Source organism: Pedobacter sp. ok626 (assembly GCF_900100435.1).
GTDB lineage: Bacteria > Bacteroidota > Bacteroidia > Sphingobacteriales > Sphingobacteriaceae > Pedobacter.
Map to the genome: position 1 here is coordinate 1 of NZ_FNEX01000014.1, position 24,367 is coordinate 24,367.

Consider the following 24,367-nt stretch of genomic DNA (forward strand, 5'->3'; position numbering starts at 1 on the left):
TTGCACATATCAAAGCTAATCGTGGCTTCAAACGGTTTTTATTGAAAGGGATAAGCAAGGCTGAAGTAGAAGTCGGGTTGCTTTCCATCGCTCACAACTTAAAAAAATGGAAAGCGTAAAGCTTTTTGTATCGTTGTTTAATGCTAAAGTACACCGGGGAACATAGATGCATACACAAATCAACGTTCAACCAAAACTTGTAGCTTTGATCTGAAAAAAGTAGCTAATAACTCAAAAAATAACACAATAAAAAAACCGTCTCATAATTGACTTATGAGACGGCTACTTTTAATATCGCTGACGCTCTAGCTCTGCTTTCAACTCGTCTTTAACACCTTTGGCTTTTTCCATCCATTCGGGAGCTTTATCTTTAAGGTCGTCCACAATAGAGCGGCCATTGATATCTTTTTTTGTGATGTACTTAATAGCACCGTAAACTGCGGCGCCTATTAGTGCTGTTTTTAATAGTCCCATATTTTTATTTTTGATATAGGCTATAACAAATGGAAGTTGTAATAGTTTCAATCAATCTGCTTAAATGATTCTTCAAAAATCCATACATTGGCTAAAAATTAAGGGTATTTAGCTACCTCGAAAACCTATTGTCCAATGAATTCAACAGATACTTTATTAATTAAACAAGCAAGGCTTGATTCGAACAGTTGTATAGCAAAAAAAGATGTAGCAGGAGTCTCTAAACACTGGATGAAAGATTTTGTACAGATTGCCGGAGATGGCAGTTATACCATTGGAAAAGCGAAAATTGCTGCAGATTGGACATATATGTTTTCAAATAGTAGTCCATTGTTTGAGCGTATTCCTGATACAATTACCGTCAGCAATGGTGGAGATACTGCTTGGGAAAGTGGAACATGGAATTATAAAAATGATAAATACCACGGCAATTATGCCGCTACCTGGCGCAAAGTAAATGGAACGTGGTTAACTCAAAACGAACTTTATGTTTCCTTGAATTGATTAACCCAATGCGCTAGATAAGCTAAAAATAGAAAAGCCGCAATTTTTTGCGGCTTTTCTATTTTTATGGGTTTGTAGACCAAAGACTAACATCTTTTACCAATGCGCGGTTTGGAAGTTTTAAATGCGCAACCAGCAATTCAGCGAAATCTTCTGGCTGAAGTGTAGAGTCCGGATTGCCATCTGTTAGTTTATTATCTATCGCAAGGTCGGTAGCAATCGTACTTGGAGTAAGCGTAAATACGCGTACGTTAGACTTTCTTGCTTCGAACATCAATGATTCTGATAAGCCAATCAAACCAAATTTAGAGGCGCTATAAGCGCTTGTTAACGGAGAACCCTTAAGTCCTGCAGTTGAAGAAACGTTAACAATATCGCCGCTTTTGCGTTCCAACATTTGAGGCAGGATTTGTTTAATGAAATAGTAAGGACCAAATAAGTTGGTTTTTACTATATTTTCCCAATCGCTAACTTCTAACTCCAGGAATTTGCCAAATTTGGCAATGCCCGCATTGTTTACCAGTATATCTATGTTGCCAATTTCGGCTGTTATTTTTGCACAGGCAGCAGCTACCTCATCCAGGTTAGCCACATCGGCTGTTGCATATACAACTTTAATTGCAGGATTTATTTGTTTGGCTTGCTCAGTTACTTTTTCAAGGTCACTTGCTGTTCTTGATACCAGGGCTAAATTTACACCCTCTTTTGCAAGCGTAAGTGCAATTGCTTTGCCTAAACCTTTACCGGCACCTGTAATTAGTGCTGTTTTGTTATTTAGAGTTTCCATATATGTAAAATGTATTAATATGATGAGGCCATTCGATAGAATTAACTTCTGGTTGCAAAATTACAAAACGGGATGCAATCGTAAGGTCAAAAAAAAACATCCACCTGTTAGGGTGGATGTTTTTAACAATTTATAAATATTTTGATTAGCTAATCTTAACATTAATTGCGTTCAAGCCTTTTTTACCTTGCTCGATGTCATAGCTTACTGAATCATTCTCACGAATGCTATCGATTAAGCCAGATGAATGAACAAAAATTTCAGCGTCACCATTAGCTGGTACGATAAATCCAAAACCTTTTGTCTCATTGAAGAATTTTACTGTTCCTTGTTGCATTGTATTATTATTTAAATATTTAACAAAGGTAATGTAATTTATTGTAAATCAAAATATTATTTGTTGATGTGACTGATTGCTAACATAAAGGGTAAATTCAGTATTCAACTATTTGATCACCCAATAGCCTAATGCAAGCCATATCAAGCCTTTAATCAAGAAAAAGAGGAATCCCCATACCCCAACTTTTCTCAGCCATTTTAATAATGCTGTTTTTTTTTCGGATGTAGATTTGGTGGTCATAAAGCAAAAATAGTTGATTTACAGATAAAATTATTGCGGATTTATATTTAGAGAAACGTTCCTCGGAATAAAAAAGTGTTTCAATGTTCTTGGATTTGTATACACATCAGAATTGATTTCAAACACTTCATAAATGTTTTTGGAACTCAAGACTTCCGCGGCAGTACCATCGTACCACTTCCTTCCATTTTTAAGCATAATAATGCGATCGGCATACTGTCCAGCCAGGTTAATGTCATGCAGAATGCTAACCACCATAAAGCCTCGCTTGCTTAGCATTTTGGCTATAGCTAACGTTTGTTGTTGGTACTGCAAATCTAAACTGGCTACTGGTTCGTCCATAAGCAACAAAGCGTTTGGTACATCCCATATCTGGGCAAGTACCCTGGCCAGCTGTACCCTCTGTTGTTCGCCGCCGGATAAGGTTAAGTAAGAACGATCTGCAAAGGCGATAACACCGGTTAACTCCATTACCTGCTGTACGATTTCTGTGTCCTTTATCGCAGGATTATTGCTGTAATGCGGGTATCGCCCCATCATCACGATTTCGATAACCGTAAAAGCCATATTTACAATGTTTTGCTGGCTAAGCACGCCACGTTTCAAGGCAAGTTGCGCAGCTGTATAGGTAGAGATTTCTTTTCCCTGTAGTTGTACACTGCCGCAGGTAGGAATCCTTTCTCCACTCAGCAGTCGGAACAAAGTTGATTTTCCCGCCCCATTAGCGCCAAGAATAATGAGGAGCTCGCCGGGACGGATGCTAAATGAAACATCCTTTACCAGCGATCTTTTTCCTATTTCAAATGTCAACGAATCAGCAATCAGCATTTTATAAAACGAGTTTCTTTTTATCCTTAATTAAAATATACAAAAATAGCGGGGTGCCTAATAGCGCAGTGATTACACCAATTGGTAGCTCAATAGGTGCAATGATGGTGCGACACAACATATCAGCCAGTGTAAGCATCAATGCGCCAAGTAAGGCAGATGCCGGTAACACATGCTTATTATCTACACCTATAAATAACCGGATGGTATGTGGGACAAGTAAGCCAACAAAGCTAATGATACCAGAGACAGCTACGGCTGCACCAACGCCCATGGTGGCCAGTATAACGACATTTCTTTTGATTTGGTTTACTTTTAAACCAAGTTGAGCCGCCTGGACTTCACCTAATGAGAATGCGTTTAAGGCTTTACCCATGCGCGGCAATAGGAGTACTGGAATTAAAACAAAGGGCGCTACGGCCAATACATTCTCCCATGTAGCGCCAGCCAGACTGCCTAACATCCAAAATGTGATGTTTCGCAATTGCTGATCATCGGCTATATAGGTGATTAGGCCTGTTAAAGCTCCTGCCAAGGCATTGATGGCAATACCGGCGAGTAACATTGTGGCCACATTTGATTTACCATCGGTGCGAGAAATTTGGTAGACCAGCATAGCAGCTATTCCTGCACCACTAAAGGCTCCGAAAGCGAGTAAGTAATAACCCAATAGGTTACTTAAACCTGCAAATAGCGCTACTTCAAGCACAATAATAATAACCGCCATCAAGGATGCTCCGGCAGAAATACCGATTAATCCCGGTTCTGCCAATGGATTTCTAAAGATGCCCTGAACAGCAGTTCCCGAAATGCCAAGGGCTGCACCAACCAATAGGCCAAGCGCTACACGGGGCAGACGTACAATATTTAAAACACCTTCATGTTGAGCAGAGACAGGGGGATCGGTAAATAACCCTATTTTTTTTGAAAGTATGAGCAGTACCTCTTTGATAGGGATTTTTACTGCACCTAAGCCCATCGAAAAGGCCGATGCTATAAATAATGCAATGATTAGTATAAGATATAACAGTACTTTTTTATTCACCACTTGTCGTTTAGCTGTGTAAGTGCCTGGGCTAGTCTGGTAGAAAAGCCTGTGAGCAGATCCCCATCCATTTCCACGATCCTTTTATTTTTACCTGCATTGGTCAACGAAACACCAGGCATTTTTAAAATACTTGCAGCTCCACCCAGACTTTTATAACCAAAATCGAACATAAGTATAAGGTCTGGATTCGCATTTACAAGAGATTCGGTAGTGTATGGCTTAAATTTAGAGAAGCCTTGAGCTGCATTTTTTCCCCCAGCCAATTTAATGATTGCGTCAATATTGGTGTCTTTACCGGCTACCATCATTACTCCAGTGCCTCGCGCATAAATAAATAGCACTTTAGGTGATTTAGGGTTTTTCTTCACAAGAGCCAGTGCTTTGTTTACTTCAGATTCAGTTTTTTTAACCAGGTCTTCGCCTTTGGTAGCAACGCCAAGTGCGGCAGCAACTTGCCTGATAAAGGCAGATGCTCCTTTAACAGAAAACTCCTGTTTAATGACGATTACCCTGATTCCTGCTGATTTTAACTGAGATTCGGTTGCTTTCGATAAGCCGCCTTCTGGAGCTAAAACAAGATCAGGACTAAAAGAGATGATTCCCTCCGTAGATACCGTCCGGTTCTGGCTTACTTTAGGGAGCTTGGCAGTGTATGCAGGGTAGGTACTGGTAACATCAATGGCTACGATCTGCGGACCAAAACCTAGCGCATCAACTGTTTCAGTAAGCGCAGCACCAAGTGTAATGATTCGTTTTGGGGCCATGTTTGCATTCGCTGAGATGCCGTAGCCCAGAAAAATCAGCAGTAAAATGTATAAGGATTTCTTCATTCTATAATTGGATTAGGTATGCGATCACGGTGCAAAGGAAGCTTTAATTAAAATGATTCCAAATAATTTATTGAGGATTGTCGGTATCGGTATTTTATCATTTTAAAAGTCCTGGTTTAGTCTTTTTTTATTTTTTTTGTTAGTCATCTATTTGCTTATTAGCCTTTTAGTTTGACTTGTTTTTTATGTTCTCTTTAGCCTGTTCAGGCAGTTACCTGACTGAAAAATCCCAATTCCGTTAATTTAATCCCGAAATAGTCAAAAATAATCCCGCTGACGTTGCTTGATTATTGGCAAATGTAAGCATATTTGTGATCTTATTTAGATTGATTAAAAATAACTAGTAGATATAAATGTACAACTCAATACCCTCAAAATATTCTTTTATCCTCGTATTTCTCCTGCTTAGCATTTATGGCTTTGCTGCTGATGTTAGGATCAAGCTGACTGGGGTAGTTACAGATGAAGCCGGAAAGGCAATCTCGGGAATTACAGTTGTTTTACAACCAGACAATAAAAGAGCGGTTACAGATGGCAATGGTAAGTTCAGCATCAAGAATTTATATGGAGGCACCTATAATTTAACTATAAAGGCAATAGGCTTCGAAAAGTATGCGACTGAGGTAAAAATAGAAGAAGGCAAAATACAGCATGTCATTATTAAACTAAAACAGGGTGATCATGCGCTGAACGAAGTAAATGTTAGCGGTGTGCATAGTAATCCGGATAACTTTATTGACATGACACGTACCGCTATGCCTAGTAAGGTGATATCGAGAAAGGAGATAGAAATGATGGGAAGCAGGAGGCTGGATGAGGTTTTGAAAGAGCAAACAGGACTGGCCATTGTAAGTGATATAGGGGCTGGAAGTAGAGCCGTAGGGTTACAAATGCAAGGTTTTGGCAGCGGTTATACCATGATTATGATCGATGGACAACCAATGGTAGGTCGCAACGGTGGTAATTTTGATTTATCGCGAATTACTGTATCTAGCATAGAACGCATAGAAATTATAAAAGGTGCTTCTTCTTGCTTATTTGGAAGTGAGGCATTGGCAGGGGTTATTAATATCGTAACCCGGAAAAATATTACCCATCCTCAAGGTATGGCTGGATTAACATATGGCAGTTTTAATATGTTGGATGCCACTTTAGAAGGGGAAACTCCTTTTGCAGGCAAAAAAGGATCTGCCTATTTTTCGGGTAATTATTACCGCACCGATGGATTCAACGCTAACCCTTACCTAAATGAAGGTAAAACCGCACCGCCGTTTAACAGTTTTGCTTTTCAGGGCAGGGGAAGGTATTTGCTAAGTGATAAAAGTACTTTAAATTTTAATGGAAGATACGTAACCCGGTATTCAGAAAATGAACTTTCTTATGGGGTTAAACCTAGTAAGGATATATTAGATGAACATGATTTAAATGGCTCTATTGCCCTAAATAATAATTTCAATAACGGACTTAAATTAAAGACTCAATATTATTTAACACGTTATCAAACGGCGCAGGACATTACAGATTTGAATAGCGGAGTAGTTATACCCGGAAACCGGTTTGAGCAATACTTGCATCGTGCAGAGTTGCAGGTTACGCAACGTTTCTCCAACGTTATTGAACTTACCGGTGGTACTGGGGCTGCTTATGAATTGTTAGACAACACTGCTTACAGGGGTAGTAAAAATATGGCAAATTACTTCGGTTACGCTCAGGCCAGTTGGCAGGCAGCTGATCAGCTGTCTGTTACTGCTGGTGCCAGATACGATTACCATGATCGGTATGGCGCTAAATTAAATCCAAGCCTGGGATTGCAATACAATTTAAACGAAAAACTTAGGCTAAAAGCAGCCGTTGGTACCGGTTTTAAAACCCCAAATTTTCAGCAATTATACCTTGTGTTTACAAACCTGCAAACGGGTTATACCGTGCTCGGATCGGAAGAATTTGGACGAGAATTAAAACTGCTGCAAGATGCTGGACAGATTATGAGTGTATTGCCGATCGCTAAAAATATTGGCAGCTTAAGACCCGAACGCTCTGTTTCTTATAGCGCGGGCTTTAACTATAATCTTTTTACAAGTTTAAAACTGGATGTAAATGTCTTTTATAATGATATGAAGGACTTTATCAATTCAGAATTGGTTGCAGTTAAAACCAATAATCAGCAGATCTTTTCGTACATAAACATTGCCCGGGCATACACTACGGGCACAGAAATAGGTTTAAGCTGGTCGGCAACGAAGTCTTTAAACCTCTCTGCCGGTTACCAGTTGCTTTATGCGATAGACAAAGGTGTGGTCGACTCCATAAAGAACGGTACCGGTTTGTATGGATCTATTTACGATACTGATATCAATGACGTTAGGCCTGCCACACGTAAAGATTATGTGGGGTTAAACAACCGCTCGCGTCACATGGCTAACCTAAAAATCAGTTATGCACATGAAAAGAGTGGTATTACAGGCACATTTAGAGTGAATTATAGGAGTAAATATGGTTTTATGGAAGACAATAAGGCTAATAATTTTTTAGATCCCTATGATACTTATGTACGCAGTTTCTTTCTCTTGAATGCTGCAGTACAGAAAACATTTTACAACAAGCATTTGCAGTTACAGCTTACGGCAGATAACCTGATGAACTATCGGGATCAGTTGATGCCCGCACAGCAGGGACGAGCCATAGTCGCAGGTATCAGTTGGCGGTTTTTTAAAGATTAAGCATAATAAAATATGAAAAAGAGTAAACTAATACAAGGAATGGTCATGCTGGCAGTTGTCATCAGCTTCGCTGCCTGTACGAAGGATGAAATTAAGCCCGATCTTGAAGATGGTAAAAGTACCATTGTAAGAGATTTGCCTGGGGATGTAGGAAATACTGTAGGTGGAGCAAAGCCATTTGAGACTTTTTATTTCAGCTTAAAGACGAGTAATAAGGTTGATAAAAGTAAGCTGCTTACTGCCGATTGGGATATCGCATTTGCCAAAGAATACAATTCTTATGTGTCTGTAAATAATGGCACCGATAACCAGAATTACGGTTTTGGGGGCCCAGGAAAAGGGGCGATGGTGGTTGTCAATCAAGCTTATGATGCTGTAAAAACAGCACCTTCAGACGATGAATTTGTAAAAAATGGAGTGAATGCGGTAGGATGGGACCCCGGCAATGGTGATGGTTGGTACTTCTATGAACTAAATACGCATATCGCTGTACCTGTAAAAAACAGAACCTATGTTTTAAAGACTGCTGATGGTCAATATGCAAAATTGCAACTGATCAGCATGTATAAAGGCGCACCTGCTACAGTGAGTGACCTGAACTGGCCCGCTCCCTATTTCACATTCAGGTATTATGTGCAGCAAGATGGTAGTAGGAATTTAAGTACGAAAGATTAATTATAAACTAAGATAATGAAAACAAAACAACTTCTAACGCAAATCGCAGCTGTCATGTTCACTGTGATACTGCTCGGTGCCTGTTCTAAATCTAATGAATCCAAACCGGACGAAGAGTTACCCCCTGAGTCGGCTATGGTGCCTTTTTATAAGCTTCACAGGGTAGAAAACTTTGCCGTTGAAACTGACGATAAAAACCCTACGGAAACAAAGGCTGCGGCTTATTTTAGTTTGGAAACTAAGGCCGAAGCACCTGCAAAATATGCTAAAACAGCAAGATGGGATATGGGCTTTAACGGACTTTACAATAGTTTTATCGCCGGAAATTCCGGTACAGATGGTTCTAATTTAGGCTATGGTGGCCCGGGCGTTGGTGGCATTCTAATCCTTGAGAAAGCCTTCGATGAGGTAGTTGATGTTCCTTCAGACACACAGTTTAAAACAAAAGGAACGGTAATAGGGACTGATGAAAAGGGTGATTTTGGTGTTGGTACAGGTTGGTATCTTTATGATTTTGGTGGCGGTTTGATGAGTAATTCAAGTTTTGATAAGCAGCATGTTGCTTACGCGCTTTCTGCTCCAATGACCATGACAAACGGAACACAGCTTTTGGCAAGAACAATTGTTGTACGGACCGGCAAAGGAAATTATGCGAAAGTAAAAATGATCAGCTGTTATAAGGATGCTTTTACACCCGATAAATGGTTCAGAACTACACCGCACATGTTTTTCACATTTGAATATGTGATGGTACCAAAAGGGAGCACAAAATTTGAAATTAAATAAGATACCATAGTCAATGAAATCGAGATTAAAATTCTTCTGCTGCACATTATTTGCTTTAATGAGCTTATCCTCCTGTAAAAAGACAATGGACCTGCCTCAACAGTCCAATAGTAAAATAATAGCCTACAAGGTGCCTGTATCAGATGGCAGTATCAGCGGTGTAATAGACGAAACAGATAAAACGATTACAGTATACCTTCCATTTTATTATAATCTGGATGTAATTGATCCAGAGATTAAGCTGGCTACTGGAGCAAAACTTTCAGTTGAAGTCTTACCTGTAGATGTATTGGATAACAAGACAACTTATACTGTGACGGGCGCTGATAAAAGTACCGCAACCTATAAGTTAGTAATTAAGCTGCAGCAGATTTCGCCATTAAAGGTGAATGAGGTATCTACCGAGAGTAAAACTGTTGTATGGGGCATAGGCTATTACATGATTAATTTATCTGGTAACTTTAATACCCTCGATCCGACCAAAATAAGAATATTTCTTGTTGGAGCTGACAATACGGAGACCGAAATGTCCTACACTACTGGTTATGGGCCAGCAGCTGTAAATGTGTTGATGGCTGCGACCGAAAAAGTGTATTCAATGGGTTATGTTGGTGTGCCTCAGACCCTGGATCCCGGACTCTATAAAGTGAGGGTAAAAGTACAATCACTTACTACAGATTTAAAATACCCTGTTACATTGGAATACATTTTACCACAAGTGGATTATGTTTCTATAATCGCGAAACAGGGCGATACCTTTACTATTAAATCAAGTGGTCCCGTATTTAAAGACTTAAAATCCATTACGATTAATGTTGCCGGGCAAGATGTATCACTTCCTGTTCTTAGCTATAGCAGAACATTGGCTACTGTGAAGATTCCTGAGACTGTGCCAGTGGGAACCTATTACCCTTCCATATTATTTGAGGGATTCCCAATTATAAATGCATTTTGGCCAATAACTGTAAACGCAAAATAGAAAACAATGAAATCAATATATTTATACATTTCAATCTTTTTTTTATTCAGCTTAAGTGCTTGTAAAAAAGAATATCCTGCCCTTCCATATACTGATATACTTGCATTTTCTATTAAAGACGCTAATGGAGCGCAGTTAAAGGCTGTAATTGAAAACAATGAAATCATTTTATACTGGCCAGTAGGTCAGGCTATCCCTCAGGAAATTACGCCTTCGATTACGGTTGCTGATAAAGCAAGTATTTTACCACTTGCAAGCACAAAAGTATCCTTTAATGAGTCGGTAACTTATACTGTGACTGCCGAAAATGGAACGGTTACTACCTACAAATTGAAGCCAATTGTGAATAGTCTTATACCAATGATCAGCGCATTTTATGGGCCTGATATCTATAAAAATAAAAGATTTTTAAGATCAAATAGGACGGCCCAGTTAAGTGGTGATTTGTTTGATGTTGAAGAAGGTAAAACTAAGGTATTCTTTGTCAACACCAGTGGACAAGATATTCCTGTTAAAATCAATGAGATCACACCTATTGCTGTGATTTTGGATCCAGATTTTGCAATTGGTAATTATCAAAGCGTTAAGGTTATTTCTGGTAATAAAACAGTTCTATTTAAGGATAATTTTGAAGTAATTGCAGATCCTAAGCCGGTAGTCCTAACTGAAATCTCTGTTGCTTCAACAGTTAAGAGAAATGGGCAATTCATGATCGCAGGTGGAGAAAATTTGGATAAGGTCAATGCTGTAGTGTTATATAATTCGATCACAAAAACCTTTATTCCGATAAATCTGAAGTCTACAACAGCAAACAGTTTGACCTTGGAAATCCCTGCGAATTTTCCTTTAGGGGATTGTAACAGGATCAGGTATTTTTATCCTGACGCAGACTATTATGCTGCTGGGTATGGTCAGCTGGATTTTTTGAGTTTCCCCATTACGGTTGTTGAGTAATATTTTAATAGGCAAAAGAGCTACAAGAAATAACAATTCAATATTTAATAGACTAATTTATTATGAATCATTTAAGACCAAGAACTGCTAAAATATGCAGCTTATTACTCCTTACCGCTATCATGGCTTCGTCCTGTAAAAAGGATAAAGAGACAGTAGAGGCAGGATCTACCTTTTACTATAAACTGGAGCGTATTGAGAATTTTGCTCCAGCTACAACAGGCGCAACCACTATATACTTTAGTTTCGATACCAAAAAAGAGATTGCAGCAACACAAGTAAAAACAACAGAATGGGATATGGCATTCGGCGGCATGCTGACCAGCTTCATCAGTGGTAATAACAGTGCTGAGGCAACCAACTATGGTGCTGGAAGCAATGCTGTAGGTGGAGTTGCAATCATCGAAAAACCTTTTGATCAGGTAACTGATGTGCCAGCTGATTCAGAATTCAAAACGGGAAAAGATGTGTTTGGTACTGACAAAGAAGGCGCTGCGGCTTCAGGAACAGGATGGTATCTGTATGATATGACGGGATTGATAAGAGGTGATGGCAGTGCAAGAAAAAAGCACGTAGCTTACGCTATGCCCGAAAAACGCACATTGGTTATCCGCACTGCAAAAGGCGATTACGCGAAAATAAAAATGATCAGCATTTACAAAGATGCATTTACAGCTGATAAATGGTTTATCGATGTACCAATGCCATTTTTTACGTTTGAATACGTTATAGTACCAAAAGGCAGCACTAAATTCCAAATCAAGTAATTTTATACATAAAAATTAAACATATGTTAAGCACAAATATTAAAGAAGCTACTAAAGAAGCACACTTAAACCTTGAAAAAAAAGTAGTACAAAAAATGAAAGCTATTCGTAGCGATGCTGACTACGCCGATTTTTTAAAACATTTTTATGTTTATTTTAATCAGGTTGAGCAAGCTATTGCACCTTATATTACCACAGATTTATTGCCTGATCATGCAGAACGTCGTAATTCTTCTTACTTAAAACAAGATATTGAAGAGCTTGGTTCAAACGTAAATGAACTTCCAACTGCAACTGCTCCAGAGATCAATAACACAGTAGAGGCGCTTGGCGCACTTTACGTAATGGAAGGTTCGATTATGGGTGGACCAATCATTGTAAAAATGTTAGAGAAATTCGGAATCACAAAAGGAGTTTCTTTCTTCTCTGGTTATGGTGAAGCTACAGGCCAGATGTGGGGAAAGTTTACAGCGGTATTAAATGCGCAAGCCAATAACGAAGCTGAAGAAGCGCTTGCTATTAAAACTGCAAATGATACTTTTTCCAATTTTGGAGAAGTATTTGGCGAGGTTAGCGTTGCCTAATGAAAATCAAATCTAAGATAGAGGGCTCGGACGATTGGTTGTTTATCGAAGAAATTCCTGAACATTATACTCCAAATACACCACTCTCTGAAAAGAACATAAACATTAAAAGTCTCCCTGCGCAGAAGCTGGTAAATTACCAGCTTAGCGCTGGTGGATTATTTCTTGTGCATGCCACGATGCAGTTTAATACTGGTGTTAAGGTACTTTCTGAAGTAGAAGGGGAAACCATCACCTCCCAATTCATATTTTATGGGACAAACCCCAATGTAGAGAAAAAGGATGCTAAAAGTAATCGCAGAGAGGGTAGCCGTCACAATATCCGTTACATTCCTTCTATAAAGGGAAAATATCAAATGTTGCCTGACATAGAGTATAAGTACTTTTTATTGGTGCTCTCTAAGTCCTATTATTTTCATTTGATAGACCAACATTCCTTATTGCATACTGATTTTGTAAAAGAAATTTTGAAGGGAAAATATACTTCTTTTGCAGCTAAGGATCTTCCGGTAACAACGGAAATGAAAAGAGTCATTAATGACATCTGTGAATGTAAAAGGACAGGTGAGTTAAAAAGATTGCATACCGAATCAAAGATTCTGGAATTGTTGATGTTACAGCTTGAACAGATGCAGTCTGGGGTTGAGGTTGAAAAATATCTGATCAAACAAGATGATCTGAAAAAGATCGAACATGCCCGGGAAATCCTTGATGCGGAGTATAGTTATCCGCCAACAATTATAGAGCTTTCCAAGCAAATAACCTTGAATGAATTTAAACTGAAACGGGGTTTTAAAGCATATTACGGAACTACCATTTATGGTTATGTAACTCGGCTAAGGATGGAAGAGGCACGTCGGCTAATTCTTGATGAGAAAAGGAGTGTAGGACAGGTGGCTACGGCTGTTGGTTTTAACCATCAAAGCCATCTTACAGATGCTTTTAAACGTTATTTTGGAATTTTACCAAGTGAAATTAAAGCTAACGAAGATTAAGCAAAGACTAGTCTTTGCTTAATTTCTTAATCGGTTTAAGTACAACCTTCCTAAATTCTACTTCCGAACCCTCTGCTTGTAGCGCAATTTGTCCGCTTTGAGCTGTGCAGTTCGTGCCGTAATTTGCAAGTTTATCATTTACCCAAACTTTCACTTTGTCGTCCAGGCATTCTACAACCATTTTATTCCATTCGCCTACTGGATTTTCTAAGCTATCTGCCAGCTTTTTTATCCGGCGTTGTTTCTTTCCATTTATTCCCCAGTTCTCTTTTGGGCCGCGTCTGGCTTCCATGTCAGGTACAGTAATATCTTCTTCAATACACCAAAAATCGCCTGCATTTTTATCCTGCATTTGTACTTCTATCGATTTTGGGAACATTCCATAAAGTGCTCTTGGTGTTGATGCATGAACCAATACGCCGCAATTTCCTGGCTTTGCAGAAAAACGGTATTGAACCTCTATGCTGTAGTTTTTGTAGTTTGCATCAGTAATTAGATGGCCGCGAGGATCACCCATACTAACCAGCAAACCATTGCGCACAATAAACGAAGGTTTTATATCAGGATTTTTGTCTTTGTCAGGGACATCGCTGTGCCATCCTGTTAAATCTTTTCCGTTAAATAAGTTCCTTTTTTGTGCAAAGGATACAGAGCTGCTTAAGCATAATAGTCCTATGAGTACTGCCTTGGTTACATTTGGTTTCATAAGTTAAATATAGTATAACCCAATATAATGGGAGAATAGAATTGAAATAAAATTTAATCTGGATATCTACACGCAAAAGAAGAAGCTGTACCCTTAGCTTCTGAAATACTACAATCCTTTCAGGAAAGCACCTACATCAATCTCAATAGTTTCGTTATAGTTAAGCTAAAGTATCCCTATAATGAACGGCATTTGAACGGATATTGAACGGACATTGAACGGACACTCAACGGGTGGGGCCGTTCAGCATCCGCTGAACGCTGGTTAATTAGAACTTAAGTAATTTACCTTTAGAGATACTCGGGCCGGACCCAAGTAGGTTAGCAATCAAACGTTTAGTTCGTACATTAGAAAAGAGAAAACCAAAACATTATATGTTATATTTAGCATATAATTGTCTCTAAAATGATAAAAAGATTAAGCCTGCTTGCTTTCGGTTTGTGTTTAACCAGTGTATCAATTGCACAGACCAAAACCCCTAAACCATATGGAGCCTTACCATCAGAAAGGCAATTGAAATGGCATGAGACAGAAATGTACTGCCTGATTCACTTTACACCAACAACCTTTCAGAACAAAGAATGGGGTTATGGCGATGCAGAGCCTTCTCTTTTCAATCCTACAAAATTTAATGCATTGCAAATTGTGGAAGCGGCTAAAGCTGGTGGGTTTAAAGGGATAATTGCAGTCGCTAAACACCATGATGGTTTTGCCTTATGGCCAACAAAAACATCAGACTATAACATTAGTAAAAGCAACTGGAGGAATGGTAAGGGGGATATGGTAAAGGATTTTCAGCAGGCGGCAAAACAGGAAGGATTGAAATTTGGGGTATATTGTTCACCCTGGGACCGAAATAATCCTAATTATGGTAGTCCAGCTTATGTTGATGTTTATAGAAAACAGTTAAAGGAATTGTATAGCAATTATGGCGAATTGTTTATGAGTTGGCACGATGGGGCCAATGGGGGCGATGGGTACTATGGTGGAAAAAAAGAGCAAAGGAAAGTAGATCAATCTAATTACTATGATTGGCACAATACCTGGGAAAATATAACCCGTAAAATGCAGCCTAACGCAGCTATATTTAGCGATGTTGGCTTGGACGTAAGATGGTTGGGGAATGAAAAAGGACTTGCACCTGAAACTAGTTGGGCTACGATTACAATTCAAGGGAAAAACGGAAAGCCAGCTATGCCGGGTTTCATGGATCAGGCTAATTTGGGCAGTGGTACAAGAGATGGTAAACAATGGGTTCCTTTTGAAGCTGATGTTGCATTGAGACCAGGTTGGTTTTATCATAAGGACCAGGATGATAAGGTAAAATCTGTTGCACAACTTTTTAATATTTATTGCAGCTCTGTAGGAAGAGGTGGCGGTTTGGATCTTGGATTATCGCCAAATACCGAAGGATTACTTCATCAAAATGATGTGGATACGCTGGCAAAATTTGGTGCAATGCTTAAACAAGTATTTGCAAATAATCAGGCTAAGCAGGCAAAAATTACTTTATCAAATGTTCGTGGCCAGGTAGAGTATCTGTTGAGTGCTGTTAATCGATCAGACATTCGTAAAAAGGAACTACTTTTATTCGGTTCTGCTAATTTAACTGATGCGGATCGTTACAGTTATTGGGCTACAGACGATGTGGTGCGTAATGTAACAGCCGAACTTGAATTTACAAAACCTGTAAATTTCTCCATCATCCAGTTACGTGAAAACATTAAACTAGGTCAAAGAATAGATAGCGTACAAGTGGAGATTTTTAAGAACAATGCCTGGCTACAAATTGCTAAAGCAACCAGTATTGGTGCTAACCGCATTATCCGTTTGCCTCAACCAGAAACAGCAGATAGGGTTAGGATAAAGTTTTATTCACCCGTATGTATTGCTGTGAGCGAGCTGGGAGTGTATTGATAGATGTTTAGCTTAATTCTTCTATTTGATCGGAATCATAAGTAAATATACCAGTCAGCGGTTTTAAGGATTGCTTTAGCATGGCTGAAGCAACTTTTTCTATTTTTATGCTGCGGTATTTTTTTAATCCAGCAATAAGCAAAGGATTTAAAACCCGCATTAGGCCAATCATGATGCCTTCACCGCTGCGGCGTTCCTTACGGTCGCCTACTAATAGTGATGGCCTATAGATATGTATGGCCTTAAAGGGAATGGTTTTAAGGTCACGTTCTACTTCGCCTTTTAACTTAGAATAAAAGATAGCGGAATCCTGATTTGCACCTAGCGCAGATACTAAATGGTATTGAGATACGCCATTTTGTTGCGCAATAAATGCGATATCCAATGGGTATTGATAATCTATTTTTCTGTATTGGTCTTTGTCGGGTGTTTTACTTTTAGTTGTACCTAGTGCACAAAATACGACATCTCCTTTGAGATGTTCCTGATGGTTTTCGAGTTGATCAAAGTCAATCACCACTTGTCGCAATTTTGGGTGCTGTAGGGGGATTTCTTTTCTCACTATAGCGGTAACCATTGTATAATCCGGGTGATCTAGCAGTTGTTGTAATAAACTGCTTCCAATTAAACCCGTAGCGCCTGCAACTATTGCCTCCATTTTATCCAAATATAGAAAATTAACAATCAGATAGGGCTATAAGTTTGCTTTGATTGAGTGTTATCGTGCCATCTGCAAGTATAATTATGGCGACATACCTCCGTTTGTAATGTATAAATAGTTATGTTTGTATATCAAATACATCAATTTTTAAGAAAATTATTGCCTATAAATGAGTACGAAAACTGCAGTTTCTCCATCAGAATTTGAATTGGTATCTGGTTTAGAGATCCACGTACAACTAAATACAAAATCTAAAATATTCTCCTCTGATAGTGCTTATTTTGGCGCAAAACCTAATGAACATATATCTCCGGTTTCTTTAGCCTTACCAGGTGCATTACCTAAATTAAACAAAGAGGTTGTTGCAAAAGCGGTAAGAATGGGTTTAGCATTAAATTGCACCATCAATCAGGTCAATTATTTTGATCGTAAAAATTACTTCTATGCCGATCTGCCGAAAGGATATCAGATCACGCAAGACAATAAGCCTATCTGTCAGAATGGTTTTATCAATGTGACTTTAAGTAATGGCGAAGAAAAACGGATAGGAATTAATAGGATTCATTTGGAAGAAGATGCCGGTAAAAGCCTGCACGATCAGAATGATAAATATTCGTATGTAGATCTGAATAGGGCTGGCGTACCTTTAATTGAAATCGTAACAGAACCCGATATCAGAAGCTCAGAAGAAGCCTCACTTTTATTAACGGAGATCAGGAAACTGGTTCGCCACCTAGATGTGAGTGATGGAAATATGGAAGAGGGCAGTTTACGTTGCGATGCAAATATCTCTATTCGTGAACAAGGAACTGTTGAATTTGGAACACGCTGTGAGGTGAAAAATCTGAACTCCATCAGAAATGTACGTAGGGCAATGGATTTTGAATATGGACGGCAGAAAGAAGTGATTCTGGCTGGCGGAAAAATTATGCAGAGCACGCTTACTTTTGATGCAGATCATGGCACTACGGCACCTATGCGAAGTAAAGAAGAAGCAAATGACTACCGTTATTTCCCAGATCCAGATCTTGCGCCAGTACATATATCAGACGAATGGCTGGCACAGATGAAATTTGATATGCCAGCATTACCTCAGGAAATCTCCAAAAAACTGGTAACAGACTTTGGTGTTAGTGATTCTGAGGCTACAATGCTGTCTGACGATCATGATTTGTATAGCTATTTTAATGAGGCCTTGCCTTTTGTCAATAATAAAAAGAGCCTGGTAAACTGGCTTACAGGTTCTGTTAGAGCCTTGTTAAATGAGCAGGAAATTGGAATAGCAGATTTTAAGGTGATACCAGAGCAACTTGCTGATGTCATCAATATGGTTGATGATAAACAAATCACCCAGCAGATTGCCTTGCAACAATTGTTACCAGAGCTGTTTAAAGCACCGGCAGACAATGTGATGGCACTGGCAGCAAAGCTAAACCTTTTGATTGTTGAAAATAACGATGAATTGTCGGCATTTGTAGACGAGGTTCTGCTGAAGTATCAAGCTCAGGTCGGGGCTTATAGAAAAGGAAAAAAAGGAGTGTTAGGGCTATTTGTTGGTGAAGTGATGAAACTTGCTAAGGGGAAAGCTAACCCATTGAAAATAAATGAATTGTTACAAGAAAAGTTAAAATAATGAAGATTATGATGAAGAGACTAGGATATATATTATTGTTGTGTGCTGTTTTTTCCGCCTGTAAGGATAAAGGAAGTTTTGTAATAGAAGGACAATTTAAAAATGCAAGTCCTGGTAGCAAAGTTTATCTGTTTGGCCTGCAGAAAGATCATCAAACGCCGTTGGATTCTACCGTATTTTCTGAAAATGGGGACTTTAAGTTTACTCACAGTACACCTGCGGTTGATTTCTTTAGAATCTCCTCTGGTCATAGTGAATATATGATCATCGCAAAAAATGGAGATCAGATTAAGATTAATGCGGATTTGGCTGATAAAACGCTTGCTTATAGTATTTCTGGTGCGATGGAAGCGGATAAGCTGGAAGAACTGAATAAAGTGAAAAACCAGTATATGGGCAAAATCTCTGAGATTCAGAAGAAATTTGATGATGCTGTAACCGCGCAACCTGATAAAAGGGACGTGATTATGGCGCAATTAAAACCAGCGTATATTCAGGAAATTAATGGCCTAAATAAAGCAGTGTTAAAGTTTGCACAAGACAACACAACTTCTTTGGCTAGCTTTTATGCCGTAAATCTTTTAAATCCTGCTGAGTTTGAAAAAGAGATGGTAGACTATGCTGATAAAATCAAAAGTAATTTTAACGATAATGCGGCTGTAACGGAGTTCTTGGTTAGAATGGCTAAGCTGAAATCAATACAAGTTGGACAGGCAGCGCCAGACTTTACCATTAATGGTATCGATGGGAAGCCAATTAAACTGTCTGATTTTAAAGGTAAATATGTGATGCTTGATTTCTGGGCCTCATGGTGTGTACCATGTAGAAATGAGAATCCGAATGTCGTTAAGGCTTATAATGCTTTTAAGGACAAGAATTTTACCATCTTAGGTATATCTCTGGATAAAGATGCTGCGGCATGGAAGAGCGCAGTTATTGCGGATAAATTGACCTGGGCTCAGGGTAGTGATTTGAAAGATTTCGATAGTCCTACTGCAAAGTTATATGCTATTGAAGCAATACCAAGTTCTTTTATCGTAGATCCTAGCGGAAAAATCATCGCTAAAAACCTTCGTGGCGAAGAATTGGATGCATTTTTGAGTAAGACTTTACGATAACCCTAAATTCATGTTAATATAGATGAGCTTATTAACAATTTGTTAACTTGGGTTTAACGCTACATTGTAATTGATTACCTAATTTCGTAACAAATAATTAAAGCTATGAGCACCGTAAAACAGAAGATACTTATTGTTGATGATGAACCAGATATTTTAGAGCTGATAGAGTACAACCTTAAAAAGGAAGGCTATCAGGTTTATTTAGCTGCAAATGGCCAGGAGGGAATTACGATTGCAAAAAAAGTGCACCCTGATTTAATTATCCTCGACATCATGATGCCGAAAATGGATGGTATTGAGGCTTGTAGATTAATGCGCGCAATTCCTGAGTTTAAAAACACATTTATGGTGTTCCTGACTGCTCGCAGTGAGGAGTATTCTGAAATTGCTGGTTTTAACGTAGGTGCAGATGATTATATCGCTAAACCGATTAAGCCTCGTGCATTGGTAAGCCGTATTAATGCAATCTTAAGAAGAAATTCAAGTGCTGATGAAGTGTCTGACAATAAAGTTGAAATAGGGGATTTGGTGATTGACAGGGAAGCTTATCTGGTTTATCAGAGCGGTAAGAAGGTTGTGTTGGCCAAAAAAGAATTCGAATTACTTTATCTATTGGCTTCTAAACCTGGAAAGGTATACACCAGAGAATCTATCTTAAAGAATATTTGGGAAGACTCTGTAGTGGTTACTAACCGCACTATTGATGTGCATATTCGTAAGCTGCGCGAGAAATTAGGCGAAACTTATGTGGCAACAGTTAAAGGAGTGGGCTATAAATTCGAACTTTCTTAGTACTTTTGTAGCTAAGAAATTCTTATCATATTGAAATATCCTTCCTTTAAAGATCTTATCCTATTTGAAAACGATGATTATATCGTAGTAAATAAACCGCCGTTTGTAGCTTCATTAGACGAGCGCGGCGGTTCGGGAGAAGTAAATATTCTTCGCCTTGCAAAGCAATATTCCGCTGATGCACAGGTATGTCACCGTTTAGATAAAGAAACATCTGGTGCCATTATTATCGCTAAAACGCCTGAAGCATATCGCAATGTGGCGATACAGTTCGAAAAGCGTAAAATCAACAAAACTTATCATGCCGTTGTGGATGGTCAGTTTACCTTCAAAGAGCTTTTTATTGACCTACCTATCTTAAATGATGGCAATAAAAGCGTTACGATTGACCGTAAAGAAGGCAAACGTGCAGAAACTATCTTTAATACGATAAAACATTACAGGCATTATACTTTGGTAGAATGTAAGCCGATTACCGGACGTATGCACCAAATCAGAATTCACCTGGCCACGCAGCGTGCTGCAATTGCGGGTGATGATATGTACAGAGGTAAGCCGGTATTCCTTTCCAGCATCAAAAAAGACTATCGCATAGCAAAAGATGACGAGGAGCAACCTATTATGAAACGTTTTGCCCTACATGCCAGACACCTTGTATTTAAGGGATTGGACGGACAGGATATCGTAATAGAAGCACCATATCCTAAAGATTTCGCCACACTCATTAAGTTATTAGATAAATTTGATGCTTAAAAATTAGATAAAGATGTACGTTAGGTTAGTGAATTATGTAGACGCAATTAATCAGTACAGGAAAACAAAGATCTCCAACCGGAATTTTCTTGTCATTGCGGCACTAATTGTAGGTATCCTTGCTGGCCTTGCCGCATCTTTACTTAAAGCCATAACGCACCACATCGAAGAATTTTTGCAGACTGGCTTTCAGTGGCAGTATAAGTATTACCTATTTTTCTTCTTCCCTTTTATCGGAATCTTGTTGTCGGTCATGTATGTCCGTCGCTTTATCAGGAAGGGGAAGTTTGAAACGGGCCTAACACCATTACTATATACGATTTCTAAAAAATCAAGTAAGGTTGAGCCTCATAATGCCTACTCGCAGATTATTACAGCAGCCTTAACTGTTGGTTTTGGCGGTTCTACGGGACTGGAAGCACCTATTGTAACCAGTGGGGGGGCTATCGGTTCTATTGTTGGCCGTTTCTTAGGTTTATCCTATAGAGAGACCACCATGTTGCTGGCTTGTGGTGCAGCGGCAGGTATTGCAGGTGCATTTAACAGTCCGATTGCTGGAATGGTCTTCGCAATAGAAATTTTACTTCCAGAATTTACCATTCCCGCATTTATACCCTTATTATTAGCCTCGGCAACTGCAGCGGTAGTGGCGCGTTTGTTTTACAACGAACAGCTTTTTTTTCTGGTTACGGAAGGCTGGAAAATGAATGCGCTGATCTATTATGTATTGCTGGCAGTATTGATTGGTATTTTCTCCATCTATTTTACAAAGATTAATGCTTTTATAAAAAGCTCTTTTTATAAGATAACCAATCCCTATAAGAAAGTAGTGATAGGCGGTTTAATGTTGGGCTTGTTGGTGTTTTTATTTCCAACTTTATATGGAGAGGGCTATATTACTATCAAAAGCCTTTTGGGAGGTAATTATACCGCTTTACTTACAAATAGTATATTTTCTGAATACAGTAGTTTACCATGGGTGATTATTCTGTTTACCGTTGTTACTGTTTTTGCTAAATCTGCAGCTACGCTAATTACCTTAAGTGCTGGTGGTAATGGGGGAATTTTTGCACCTAGTTTAATTATGGGTGGCTTAATGGGCTTTGTTTTGGCATTTACGATTAATACCCTGGGCATTGCGCATTTAAATGTGGCTAATTTTATTGTTGCCGGTATGGCCGCATCGTTAAGCGCTATTATGCACGCGCCTCTTACTGGTATCTTTTTAATTGCAGAGATTACGGGTGGCTATGTTTTAATGGTTCCTTTAATGATTACATCGGCAATAGCCTATCTGATTAACAGAAATAAAAATCAACATTCTATCTATACCAAACCTTTAGCAGAAAAGGGAGAACTTTCATCATTGGAAGATAAGGATACCACAGTGCTGAATATGATGAAATTAAGATACCTGGTGGAAAGTGATTATTTGGTACTGAATGAACATGATTTAATTTCAGCACGATTGAATGAGATTTTACAGTCTAAAAGGAACTTGTTTCCAGTTGTAGATGATGAGAAAGTCTTTAAAGGACTGGTGTATGTGGAAGATATTTTAAGAAAAGGGACAGATCAAGCCGAGGAGTGGTCTGTTAATAACTTGATGCAGGCAGCTCCAGCTGTAGTGGTTATTTCTGATCATTTGAAAATCGTTTTGCAGAAAATGGAAAAGGAAAATGCCTGGTTGTTGCCGGTGTTGGATGAGGCAGGTTTATATATGGGCTTTGTATCTAAGACTGCTATTTTTAATAAATATAGGGCTTTGTTGAGTCGACAGGCAGATTATATGGGATGATAAACAAAAAAAAACTCCTGACATCATCAGGAGTTTTTTTTGTTTATTCTACGGCTCTCTTCAAGCCAAATTTCTCTATCTTACTGTATAGGTGACTGCGCTGAATTTCAATATCATCAGCAGTTTTGGAAACGTTCCAGTTGTTTTTCTCCAATTTAAATTTGATAAACTCTCGTTCAGCATGATCTTTATAATCCTGAAAGTTATTGAATTTCTCATAGTCAATCGAAGATCCGTTTTGTGATCCCGCATGACCATTGTTCGAACCCATCGCACCAATGTTTGTTCCACCACCTGGATTAGCGAAAGAGATAACATCGTTTTCTGTGATGGATTTGTCACTTAAAATAATCAGACGCTCAATCATATTATGTAACTCACGAACGTTTCCTGTCCATGGTAACGCTTGTAAGGCTGCCATAGCGCCATCACTGATCTTCTTAGCAGGCATTCCATAATCACGGCAAATCTCTTCCAGGAAGTTTCCTGCAATTTCAGGAATGTCTTCCGTTCGTTCGGTTAAATGAGGAACATGTATGTTGATTACATTTAAACGGTGGTATAAATCCATACGGAAATTACCAGCTTCGATTTCTTTTAAAAGATCTTTGTTGGTTGCAGCAAGTACCCGAACGTTTACTTCCTGTTCTTTTTCGCCACCTACGCGGGTAATTTTATGTTCTTGTAAAGCACGTAATACTTTTGCTTGTGCAGAAAGGCTCATGTCGCCAATTTCATCTAGAAATAGTGTACCACCATTTGCCAATTCAAATTTACCAATGCGTTGTTTTACTGCGGATGTAAAAGAGCCTTTTTCGTGACCAAAAAGTTCACTTTCAATCAACTCAGAAGGGATAGCTGCACAGTTTACCTCAATAAGCGGATTTTCAGCTCGCTGAGATTTTTCGTGTAACCAGCGTGCGACTAATTCTTTACCACTACCATTTGCACCGGTTATTAAAACCCTTGCTTCGGTAGGTGCAACGCGTTCAATCGTCTCTTTAATTTTGTTGATGCTGTCAGAGCTACCAAGAATATCCCTTGTTTTGCTGGCTTTTCTTTTTAAGACTTTAGTTTCAGTAACTAAAGTACCTCTATCAAGCGCATTTCTAACCGTAATTAATAACCTGTTTAGATCAGGTGGTTTAGAAATAAAGTCGAAGGCACCTTTTTTACTAGCTTCTATGGCAGTTTCAACTGTGCCATGTCCAGAGATCATAATAAAAGGAAGATCCGGACTAAAGGCTAATGCTTGTTCAAGCACTTCCATACCATCCATTCGATTCATTTTGATGTCGCAAAGAACAAGATCGTATTTCTTTTTCTTAATGAGTTCTAATCCCTCAACACCATTGTCTATATCTTCTACTTCGTAGTTTTCGTATTCTAAAATTTCACGAAGGGTATTTCTTATTGCCCGCTCATCATCAATTATCAATAATTTTGCCATAGGTACTGCTAGTCATTTTTGCGTT

General features: G+C 38.8%; 25 protein-coding genes. 16 read left to right on the forward strand and 9 right to left on the reverse strand.

Annotated features, from left to right (window positions below):
* Positions 1–119, forward strand: a 119-nt coding sequence (locus BLS35_RS27885) for a transposase (RefSeq protein WP_175459613.1), incomplete at its 5' end; no start/stop codon positions are given.
* Between the two features lie 169 nt (positions 120–288).
* Here the strand turns inward: BLS35_RS27885 and BLS35_RS18400 are convergent.
* Positions 289–474: a hypothetical protein gene (locus tag BLS35_RS18400; protein WP_090783847.1), complete on the reverse strand. Its 186-nt coding sequence runs from the start codon at positions 472–474 to the stop codon at positions 289–291.
* A gap of 135 nt (positions 475–609) precedes the next feature.
* Here BLS35_RS18400 and BLS35_RS18405 point away from each other — a divergent pair, with 135 nt between their 5' ends.
* Positions 610–978: a YybH family protein gene (locus BLS35_RS18405; protein ID WP_090783849.1), complete on the forward strand. Its 369-nt coding sequence runs from the start codon at positions 610–612 to the stop codon at positions 976–978.
* A gap of 64 nt (positions 979–1,042) precedes the next feature.
* Here the strand turns inward: BLS35_RS18405 and BLS35_RS18410 are convergent, their stop codons facing one another.
* From BLS35_RS18410 to BLS35_RS18435, 5 genes are all read right to left on the reverse strand, one after another.
* Positions 1,043–1,765: a 3-ketoacyl-ACP reductase gene (locus BLS35_RS18410; protein WP_090783853.1), complete on the reverse strand. Its 723-nt coding sequence runs from the start codon at positions 1,763–1,765 to the stop codon at positions 1,043–1,045.
* A gap of 145 nt (positions 1,766–1,910) precedes the next feature.
* Positions 1,911–2,102, reverse strand: coding sequence for a cold-shock protein (locus tag BLS35_RS18415; protein WP_084292065.1), 192 nt, complete (start codon positions 2,100–2,102; stop codon positions 1,911–1,913).
* A 273-nt stretch (positions 2,103–2,375) separates the two neighbouring features.
* Positions 2,376–3,173 carry a heme ABC transporter ATP-binding protein gene (locus tag BLS35_RS18425; RefSeq protein WP_090783860.1) on the reverse strand — a complete coding sequence of 266 codons (798 nt, stop codon included), beginning with the start codon at positions 3,171–3,173 and terminating at the stop codon, positions 2,376–2,378.
* A gap of 1 nt (position 3,174) precedes the next feature.
* Positions 3,175–4,218, reverse strand: coding sequence for a FecCD family ABC transporter permease (locus tag BLS35_RS18430; protein WP_254778968.1), 1,044 nt, complete (start codon positions 4,216–4,218; stop codon positions 3,175–3,177).
* Positions 4,215–5,051 (reverse strand): heme/hemin ABC transporter substrate-binding protein, encoded by an 837-nt coding sequence (locus tag BLS35_RS18435; protein WP_090783863.1) that lies wholly within the window; start codon positions 5,049–5,051, stop codon positions 4,215–4,217. The genes BLS35_RS18430 and BLS35_RS18435 overlap by 4 nt, the downstream gene beginning before the upstream one ends.
* 353 nt (positions 5,052–5,404) lie before the next feature.
* Between BLS35_RS18435 and BLS35_RS18440 the strand changes: the two genes are divergently transcribed.
* From BLS35_RS18440 to BLS35_RS18475, 8 genes are all read left to right on the forward strand, one after another.
* Complete coding sequence (locus tag BLS35_RS18440; protein WP_090783865.1) at positions 5,405–7,771, forward strand: TonB-dependent receptor; 2,367 nt, start codon at positions 5,405–5,407, stop codon at positions 7,769–7,771.
* A gap of 12 nt (positions 7,772–7,783) precedes the next feature.
* Positions 7,784–8,446, forward strand: coding sequence for an HmuY family protein (locus BLS35_RS18445; RefSeq protein WP_090783868.1), 663 nt, complete (start codon positions 7,784–7,786; stop codon positions 8,444–8,446).
* Between the two features lie 15 nt (positions 8,447–8,461).
* The gene (locus BLS35_RS18450) at positions 8,462–9,232 is read left to right on the forward strand and encodes an HmuY family protein (protein ID WP_090783871.1); all 771 of its coding nucleotides are present in this window, start codon (positions 8,462–8,464) and stop codon (positions 9,230–9,232) included.
* A 13-nt stretch (positions 9,233–9,245) separates the two neighbouring features.
* Positions 9,246–10,211 (forward strand): hypothetical protein, encoded by a 966-nt coding sequence (locus BLS35_RS18455; protein WP_132226027.1) that lies wholly within the window; start codon positions 9,246–9,248, stop codon positions 10,209–10,211.
* Between the two features lie 6 nt (positions 10,212–10,217).
* Positions 10,218–11,165 carry a hypothetical protein gene (locus BLS35_RS18460; protein WP_090783874.1) on the forward strand — a complete coding sequence of 316 codons (948 nt, stop codon included), beginning with the start codon at positions 10,218–10,220 and terminating at the stop codon, positions 11,163–11,165.
* 62 nt (positions 11,166–11,227) lie between these two features.
* A complete protein-coding gene (locus tag BLS35_RS18465; RefSeq protein ID WP_090783876.1) occupies positions 11,228–11,932 on the forward strand; it encodes an HmuY family protein in 705 nt (234 codons plus the stop codon).
* A gap of 23 nt (positions 11,933–11,955) precedes the next feature.
* Entirely contained in the window at positions 11,956–12,516 is a 561-nt protein-coding gene (locus BLS35_RS18470) for a biliverdin-producing heme oxygenase (protein WP_090783878.1), read from the forward strand.
* Positions 12,516–13,511, forward strand: a complete 996-nt coding sequence (locus BLS35_RS18475) for a helix-turn-helix transcriptional regulator (RefSeq protein ID WP_090783881.1) — start codon at positions 12,516–12,518, stop codon at positions 13,509–13,511. The genes BLS35_RS18470 and BLS35_RS18475 overlap by 1 nt, the downstream gene beginning before the upstream one ends.
* A 7-nt stretch (positions 13,512–13,518) precedes the next feature.
* Here BLS35_RS18475 and BLS35_RS18480 read toward each other — a convergent pair whose 3' ends face one another.
* Positions 13,519–14,217, reverse strand: coding sequence for a 3-keto-disaccharide hydrolase (locus BLS35_RS18480; RefSeq protein WP_090783885.1), 699 nt, complete (start codon positions 14,215–14,217; stop codon positions 13,519–13,521).
* A 405-nt stretch (positions 14,218–14,622) separates the two neighbouring features.
* Between BLS35_RS18480 and BLS35_RS18485 the strand changes: the two genes are divergently transcribed.
* Positions 14,623–16,134: an alpha-L-fucosidase gene (locus BLS35_RS18485; RefSeq protein ID WP_090783889.1), complete on the forward strand. Its 1,512-nt coding sequence runs from the start codon at positions 14,623–14,625 to the stop codon at positions 16,132–16,134.
* Positions 16,135–16,141: 7 nt separating this feature from the next.
* Here BLS35_RS18485 and BLS35_RS18490 read toward each other — a convergent pair whose 3' ends face one another.
* Positions 16,142–16,792, reverse strand: a complete 651-nt coding sequence (locus BLS35_RS18490) for an oxidoreductase (protein WP_090783892.1) — start codon at positions 16,790–16,792, stop codon at positions 16,142–16,144.
* 172 nt (positions 16,793–16,964) lie between these two features.
* Here BLS35_RS18490 and gatB point away from each other — a divergent pair, with 172 nt between their 5' ends.
* From gatB to BLS35_RS18515, 5 genes are all read left to right on the forward strand, one after another.
* Positions 16,965–18,428 carry an Asp-tRNA(Asn)/Glu-tRNA(Gln) amidotransferase subunit GatB gene (gene gatB / locus BLS35_RS18495; RefSeq protein ID WP_090783898.1) on the forward strand — a complete coding sequence of 488 codons (1,464 nt, stop codon included), beginning with the start codon at positions 16,965–16,967 and terminating at the stop codon, positions 18,426–18,428.
* 8 nt (positions 18,429–18,436) lie between these two features.
* Positions 18,437–19,546, forward strand: coding sequence for a TlpA disulfide reductase family protein (locus BLS35_RS18500; protein WP_090784302.1), 1,110 nt, complete (start codon positions 18,437–18,439; stop codon positions 19,544–19,546).
* A gap of 105 nt (positions 19,547–19,651) precedes the next feature.
* Positions 19,652–20,341 carry a response regulator transcription factor gene (locus tag BLS35_RS18505; protein WP_090783902.1) on the forward strand — a complete coding sequence of 230 codons (690 nt, stop codon included), beginning with the start codon at positions 19,652–19,654 and terminating at the stop codon, positions 20,339–20,341.
* A 30-nt stretch (positions 20,342–20,371) separates the two neighbouring features.
* The gene (locus BLS35_RS18510; protein ID WP_090783908.1) at positions 20,372–21,094 is read left to right on the forward strand and encodes an RluA family pseudouridine synthase; all 723 of its coding nucleotides are present in this window, start codon (positions 20,372–20,374) and stop codon (positions 21,092–21,094) included.
* Between the two features lie 13 nt (positions 21,095–21,107).
* Complete coding sequence (locus tag BLS35_RS18515) at positions 21,108–22,892, forward strand: chloride channel protein (protein ID WP_090783910.1); 1,785 nt, start codon at positions 21,108–21,110, stop codon at positions 22,890–22,892.
* A 43-nt stretch (positions 22,893–22,935) separates the two neighbouring features.
* Here BLS35_RS18515 and BLS35_RS18520 read toward each other — a convergent pair whose 3' ends face one another.
* Positions 22,936–24,342, reverse strand: coding sequence for a sigma-54-dependent transcriptional regulator (locus BLS35_RS18520; protein WP_090783913.1), 1,407 nt, complete (start codon positions 24,340–24,342; stop codon positions 22,936–22,938).
* Between the last annotated feature and the right edge of the window lie 25 nt (positions 24,343–24,367).

What these genes read in the sequence shown, in the direction of transcription:
- BLS35_RS18400 (WP_090783847.1), bottom strand. Translation starts at nt 474, where the DNA reads ATGGGACTATTAAAAACAGCACTAATAGGCGCCGCAGTTTACGGTGCT.
- BLS35_RS18405 (WP_090783849.1), top strand. Translation starts at nt 610, where the DNA reads ATGAATTCAACAGATACTTTATTAATTAAACAAGCAAGGCTTGATTCG.
- BLS35_RS18410 (WP_090783853.1), bottom strand. Translation starts at nt 1,765, where the DNA reads ATGGAAACTCTAAATAACAAAACAGCACTAATTACAGGTGCCGGTAAA.
- BLS35_RS18415 (WP_084292065.1), bottom strand. Translation starts at nt 2,102, where the DNA reads ATGCAACAAGGAACAGTAAAATTCTTCAATGAGACAAAAGGTTTTGGA.
- BLS35_RS18425 (WP_090783860.1), bottom strand. Translation starts at nt 3,173, where the DNA reads ATGCTGATTGCTGATTCGTTGACATTTGAAATAGGAAAAAGATCGCTG.
- BLS35_RS18435 (WP_090783863.1), bottom strand. Translation starts at nt 5,051, where the DNA reads ATGAAGAAATCCTTATACATTTTACTGCTGATTTTTCTGGGCTACGGC.
- BLS35_RS18440 (WP_090783865.1), top strand. Translation starts at nt 5,405, where the DNA reads ATGTACAACTCAATACCCTCAAAATATTCTTTTATCCTCGTATTTCTC.
- BLS35_RS18445 (WP_090783868.1), top strand. Translation starts at nt 7,784, where the DNA reads ATGAAAAAGAGTAAACTAATACAAGGAATGGTCATGCTGGCAGTTGTC.
- BLS35_RS18450 (WP_090783871.1), top strand. Translation starts at nt 8,462, where the DNA reads ATGAAAACAAAACAACTTCTAACGCAAATCGCAGCTGTCATGTTCACT.
- BLS35_RS18455 (WP_132226027.1), top strand. Translation starts at nt 9,246, where the DNA reads ATGAAATCGAGATTAAAATTCTTCTGCTGCACATTATTTGCTTTAATG.
- BLS35_RS18460 (WP_090783874.1), top strand. Translation starts at nt 10,218, where the DNA reads ATGAAATCAATATATTTATACATTTCAATCTTTTTTTTATTCAGCTTA.
- BLS35_RS18465 (WP_090783876.1), top strand. Translation starts at nt 11,228, where the DNA reads ATGAATCATTTAAGACCAAGAACTGCTAAAATATGCAGCTTATTACTC.
- BLS35_RS18470 (WP_090783878.1), top strand. Translation starts at nt 11,956, where the DNA reads ATGTTAAGCACAAATATTAAAGAAGCTACTAAAGAAGCACACTTAAAC.
- BLS35_RS18475 (WP_090783881.1), top strand. Translation starts at nt 12,516, where the DNA reads ATGAAAATCAAATCTAAGATAGAGGGCTCGGACGATTGGTTGTTTATC.
- BLS35_RS18480 (WP_090783885.1), bottom strand. Translation starts at nt 14,217, where the DNA reads ATGAAACCAAATGTAACCAAGGCAGTACTCATAGGACTATTATGCTTA.
- BLS35_RS18485 (WP_090783889.1), top strand. Translation starts at nt 14,623, where the DNA reads ATGATAAAAAGATTAAGCCTGCTTGCTTTCGGTTTGTGTTTAACCAGT.
- BLS35_RS18490 (WP_090783892.1), bottom strand. Translation starts at nt 16,792, where the DNA reads ATGGAGGCAATAGTTGCAGGCGCTACGGGTTTAATTGGAAGCAGTTTA.
- gatB (WP_090783898.1), top strand. Translation starts at nt 16,965, where the DNA reads ATGAGTACGAAAACTGCAGTTTCTCCATCAGAATTTGAATTGGTATCT.
- BLS35_RS18500 (WP_090784302.1), top strand. Translation starts at nt 18,437, where the DNA reads ATGATGAAGAGACTAGGATATATATTATTGTTGTGTGCTGTTTTTTCC.
- BLS35_RS18505 (WP_090783902.1), top strand. Translation starts at nt 19,652, where the DNA reads ATGAGCACCGTAAAACAGAAGATACTTATTGTTGATGATGAACCAGAT.
- BLS35_RS18515 (WP_090783910.1), top strand. Translation starts at nt 21,108, where the DNA reads ATGTACGTTAGGTTAGTGAATTATGTAGACGCAATTAATCAGTACAGG.
- BLS35_RS18520 (WP_090783913.1), bottom strand. Translation starts at nt 24,342, where the DNA reads ATGGCAAAATTATTGATAATTGATGATGAGCGGGCAATAAGAAATACC.